We start from the raw sequence: 4,859 nt of genomic DNA on the forward strand, positions 1-4,859 counted from the left end.
AGGATAATGGTGATTCCAGTCTTGACCTCGGTATTTACCCCCGATATCTCCGGTCTTCATCTCCAAGGGGAGAGAATCCCTTTCGTACTTAACTCCTCGATAGGCTAACGTCATATCACCGACTCCCTGCAATGCTTTAAAGTGACTTTAATCTCTCTTGTCGTCTCTATTTAGGGACAACAAGTTAGAAGATTTTATTTCTTATTCTGTATCTATTTTTACATTTTGCTAGGGAAATTGAAAAAACTTTATAAAAATTTAATATTTTTTAGCTGGCTATAGTATCCTTTTCCGGCTGGATGGGGTCGTCCGCCAAAAGAGCCTCTAGGGGTTTGAGGATTAATTTTGGTTGCTCGTCCTCATCGATGAGACGAATTTGAATTTGCGGGCCAGAGGTGGCTAAACGAACCACCATCCCATCGACGACGGCGGTTTTCTCGATCGGTTTGCCATTGAGAAACGTCCCATTTGTCCCTAAATTTTCCAATTCCCAATCACCCTGATCATTATGGCGGATTTCTAGGTGCCGCCTCGAAACCACAGCACTATAGAGAACCACATGATTATCCAGCGCCCTGCCGATGAGAATGGTTGACTGATCATTGTCAAATTGCCAATGTTGTAGGGGCGTGGCCTGATTGGGGTGCAAAAGAGTTAAAGTGATCACGGTGACTGTTGTCGGCACGATAGAGGCTGTGAACAGGGTGAATTCTATCATAAATGTCAGGTGAAGACCGTTCGGCTGATCTCACGGCCGAAGCCCTCAGTTTTACCGAAGCTGAAACTGTTCGACTGAGCGTTCGTCTGAGATCAGGCCGAAGTCTCACGGCCGAAGCCTTGATAATCAAAGATATAGGGTTCTAGTGTGATTCGTTCTTATCAGAAGTCTAACAGACGTGGATAGGGCAAGATAAGCGATTAAGTCGTTAGACTTAACTAAACGGAGTGCCACACTCTTGACAAAATCTTTTCGTTGCCTACTTACTCTTAAATGTTTCCGAGCATATCGCTTTCTAGCTTTGTGATAATTACGAGATTGTTTTTTACCCTTCCGGTATTTCTTCGACTTTTTCTTGTTTAATCGGTTTAGTTGTTTTTCAGCTTTTCTGTAATATTTCGGACAATCAACTTGATTGCCTTCGCTATCTACTAAGAAAAACTTTAATCCGACATCAATCCCAGATGCTACTCAGTACTATAGTTCAGAGAAAATTAGTTGTCCTCGTTGCTCAACAAAGCACCTCGAAACAAGGGAAGGTAACCTATCACCATCAAGCTATTTTGCCTGTCATTGTCTCTCCTGACCAAGAATCGGTCATTTCCTTGCCGCCAGAATTTATCTCAAATGTCGGGGTGAAGACCCGAAGTGCTTAGTGCGACGGGATGAAACCCCCACCAATAGGCCAATTCAAGTCTGATACTAAATCCGGTTATTAAAGACTGATTATTTATTCCCCCTTTTGCCTTTTGCCTCTTGCATGAGTGCCTCTCCTGATATATAGCCTATACTCAACGGATTTAGTATCATAACCGATCGCACTCCCGTCCGTCGCTGTGCCTAGATGTTTTTAGCTTATAATCATTCAAATCTATCGCTGCAGCGGTAGGACTTGCATGAGGGAACACACCCTACAGCTACAGCTACTACAGGTTAGTTAGAGGAGTAAGGAGGCATGGCTTTGGGCTGCGCAAGATATGGCGCAGGCAGCGGAGTACTTCCGTCAGAAAGTGTTAAGTTTCCACCCGCAGCATCGTACCAGCCTAACATCTTATTTGAAAGAATACTTTTTCCTGATATTTTTTTGTCAGTCGAAAAAGGATGGCCGGGGGTGTACAGGCTTTTCAAGCCGTCAAATAATATTCCAGGCAAGGGATGAATCGCTAGTGGAGAGAGATAGTATTGATATCTCTGGTTAAAGTATGAAAGGAGCTGCTCTTTCTCTTTATGATCGAGTATACAAGCATAGACAATAACCTCATACATTATTGAGCTTGCGGGTGTCTTCATCATCACGTCAGATCCGCATACGATATTGTGAATTGATTCGGTCTTTATGTGCATGGGATCAAATACTCTGTCAATGGATTCAGTGCCATTCATTGATAATGATATATGTGTACATGAATCAGATAGACCAACCCGAAAGTAAAGTAGATTTGGTTTATTCCCAAGTACGAATAAGAAAGGCCTTCTGGTTGATACGCATTTTCCTTTGATCGTAATATCTACAAAAACCGAATTTGCATTGAATCCTACCGAGACTTTGTTCATAGGATCACTGCCAAAATCAAGCAGGTATTGATCTTGAGGTGTAGTTATTGGATCACAATGCGAAAAGAGTACAGCACCTGAAACTCCTTGTAGATGAAGCAGTGGAGACTCCTGAAGCCTGATTTGATTTTCGATAGATGAAAGAATATCATCAAACGTCAACAAGGTTATTCTTGAATTTCTATTCCTAACAATTTCGTCGTGAACCCAATGTTTATCAAGCGAATCATCTCTTGATGCCACAAGTATGCTATGTACTTGTCTCTGAACGGTGATCCCATACTTTGTCTTCATAAAGTTTCGATTATCCGTCTCCTCAAAAAAGAGTGAATACTCATTGCATTGAGAGATGTATGACTCAAAATCTCGATAGAAAGTCCTACGCCGGTTTTTCTGTGTATGGACTTTAATATCTGGCCTCTTGAGTTCAAAGACAAACCAGCTACCGCTACAGTCTCTTGCCAAGAAGTCAGGGATGTATTCCTCTCCTTCAATGTTGATTGAGCAAGGGTGAGGTATTTCCTCCGAAAAACCAAGTACAGAGAATATCATCCGGTTATTTTCAAACCACTTTTGGTAATGTTCTTCTTTCTGATTCGGCGCTTCTACAAGTGCCAACAAGGACTCATGAAGCTCCTTTAGGGATTTGATAAGCATGAATGACTATAAAGCTAGTGGTAAGCAAGCGCTGCTGAGATTCTAATTTTTCCGCAAGGTTGCAGCACCAATTGTTCAATCTGACTGCACTTCGTAACAAAAATTTACAACTCGATCATAACCGATCGCACTCCCGTCCGTCGCTGTGCCTAGACGTTTTTAGATTATTATAGCGGTTCTCACATCTATGTGGCACAATTAAACCTTTGCTGATTAAGCTTTTCAACATCAATAATGTACCTCTTGCGAACAGGAAACGCTATATCATTTACTTGAATCAATGAAATTTTCTTCGGAGAGCTTGGTATTCTTCTGACTCTGGCGAAGGACCCGTAACAACGGCTTCGATGAATTCGTCTGGTGGCTTATACTGGTGTTCCACAACGTAATGATAGATGAGTGTAGGCGCAGCGTAGATGGCAGATTGGCCAATCACACGGAGCTCGCCAGTTCCGATGTTGAGCCAATGAGTCTTTTCCCCATATCGTGGTACGCACCATTGTTCATAGGAAATGTCACGGCACAATTCGCATACATGAAACCCACGAGCAATATTAACGATGTATTCGTCCAGACAGAGTTGGAACAGTGTATCCTTGAACTCTTGAGAAGTTTCCCCCTTTGAATAGGATTTGTTGCCGCTGAGCCAACCAACATTGAGAGTGGTTAGCATACGCTCACCTCTTAGTACAGGCGGTTCATGCCTGGCAAAATATTCGTAGGGAGTCAGGTCTTTATAGTAGGTCATCGCAGTCTTTCGAATTCCTTTAGCTAGATTGCTGACAATCAGCCGAAATAACATCAGCTTTTCCCCGAAGATTGTGGCACCAATTGTTCAATCTGACTGCACTTCGTAACAAAAATTTACAACTCGATCATAACCGATCGCACTCCCGTCCGTCGCTGTGCCTAGATGTTTTTAGCTTATAATCATTCAAATCTATCGCTGCAGCGGTAGGACTTGCATGAGGGAACACACCCTACCAGATCTGCACTGAGTTCCGTTGTTGCCTTGTTAGGATTAGGAGGATTAGGGTTAGTCTCTAGCCTGACCAAGCGAAAATAGAAATAGTAGGGTGAGCATTGCCCACCTTACCGCTTTTTCGGTCATAATAAATCCGAATTAGGGCGAACTGTAGTAGAATAGAAATCGAACCTCTTAAGCAGGGTTTATAAGGATGTCCAGACGAGACGATCTACATTTATCATTACGTCATACTTTAGAAAAAGAGAGTTGGAAAATCACTGATGATCCTTTAATTCTAACCTTAGAAAAAACCTTGCTTAAAGCTTATTTAGGAGCAGAAAAGTTTTTTGCTGCGGAAAAAGAAGAACGTAAAATTGCCGTAGAAATCAAAGACTTTGATACGCCTTCAGTTATCAGTGAATTAGAAAAAACAATAGGACAACTTCAATTATACCAATGGGCTTTAGATTCACAAGAACCTGAAAGAAAACTTTTTTTGGGCATTAGTCAAGCGGTTTATTTAAAACACTTCAAAAAAGCTATTTTCCAACTGGTTATTAAACGTAATAGAATCAATTTAATTATTTATAATCCTCAAAAGGAGATAATTTGCGAATGGATAACACAGTAAATTATGCCGATATTCTGACTCAAGTTATCAGAAAAGAGTCGGCGATGCAACCTCGATTACAAACCCTTAAAATTACCCCAGTTTGTGATCCAGAATCAGGCAACTTTTTAATAATTATGACTGGTTGGGAAAAAGAAGCATGGATTAATACAATTTTATTTCACGCTCGTTTATTGAAAAATAAAATTGTTATTGAAGATGATAATCTTGAAGAAGGATTAACAACCAATTTAATTCAAGCTGGGATTCCCCCAGAAGATATTATTACTGGACTTTCCCTAGAGTAAGGCAGGCATTACCCACCTTAGCGATATCGCAATGAATGTTAGGAA

Annotated in this window: 7 protein-coding genes and 1 pseudogene; 3 read left to right on the forward strand and 5 right to left on the reverse strand. The window is 41.2% G+C overall.

All coding sequences use genetic code 11. From position 1 onward, the window contains the following. The 3 genes and pseudogenes from PX484_RS06295 to PX484_RS06305 all read right to left on the reverse strand — a co-directional run. A partial coding sequence (locus PX484_RS06295; protein WP_288103176.1) for a DUF4278 domain-containing protein occupies positions 1-114 on the reverse strand: 114 nt, incomplete at its 3' end. 154 nt (positions 115-268) lie between these two features. Next, on the reverse strand, positions 269-718 hold the full coding sequence (locus tag PX484_RS06300) for an FHA domain-containing protein (protein WP_287766938.1): 450 nt from the start codon (positions 716-718) through the stop codon (positions 269-271). Positions 719-865: 147 nt separating this feature from the next. Continuing rightward, positions 866-1,186, reverse strand: a pseudogene (locus PX484_RS06305) (transposase); the annotation flags it as partial. Between PX484_RS06305 and PX484_RS06310 the strand changes: the two are divergent. After that, on the forward strand, positions 1,183-1,374 hold the full coding sequence (locus tag PX484_RS06310; RefSeq protein ID WP_002801578.1) for a hypothetical protein: 192 nt from the start codon (positions 1,183-1,185) through the stop codon (positions 1,372-1,374). The pseudogene PX484_RS06305 and the gene PX484_RS06310 overlap by 4 nt on opposite strands. 277 nt (positions 1,375-1,651) lie before the next feature. Here the strand turns inward: PX484_RS06310 and PX484_RS06315 are convergent, their stop codons facing one another. After that, entirely contained in the window at positions 1,652-2,929 is a 1,278-nt protein-coding gene (locus tag PX484_RS06315) for a Shedu anti-phage system protein SduA domain-containing protein (protein ID WP_043997803.1), read from the reverse strand. A gap of 277 nt (positions 2,930-3,206) precedes the next feature. Further along, entirely contained in the window at positions 3,207-3,677 is a 471-nt protein-coding gene (locus tag PX484_RS06320) for a DUF7919 family protein (protein WP_223211113.1), read from the reverse strand. Between the two features lie 430 nt (positions 3,678-4,107). Here PX484_RS06320 and PX484_RS06325 point away from each other — a divergent pair, with 430 nt between their 5' ends. Next, positions 4,108-4,527 carry a XisH family protein gene (locus PX484_RS06325; RefSeq protein WP_287766936.1) on the forward strand — a complete coding sequence of 140 codons (420 nt, stop codon included), beginning with the start codon at positions 4,108-4,110 and terminating at the stop codon, positions 4,525-4,527. Further along, on the forward strand, positions 4,512-4,814 hold the full coding sequence (locus PX484_RS06330; RefSeq protein WP_002784929.1) for an element excision factor XisI family protein: 303 nt from the start codon (positions 4,512-4,514) through the stop codon (positions 4,812-4,814). The genes PX484_RS06325 and PX484_RS06330 overlap by 16 nt, the downstream gene beginning before the upstream one ends. Positions 4,815-4,859 lie beyond the last annotated feature (45 nt).

This window comes from Microcystis sp. M49636_WE2 (assembly GCF_030065375.1).
GTDB classification, from domain to species: domain Bacteria; phylum Cyanobacteriota; class Cyanobacteriia; order Cyanobacteriales; family Microcystaceae; genus Microcystis; species Microcystis aeruginosa_C.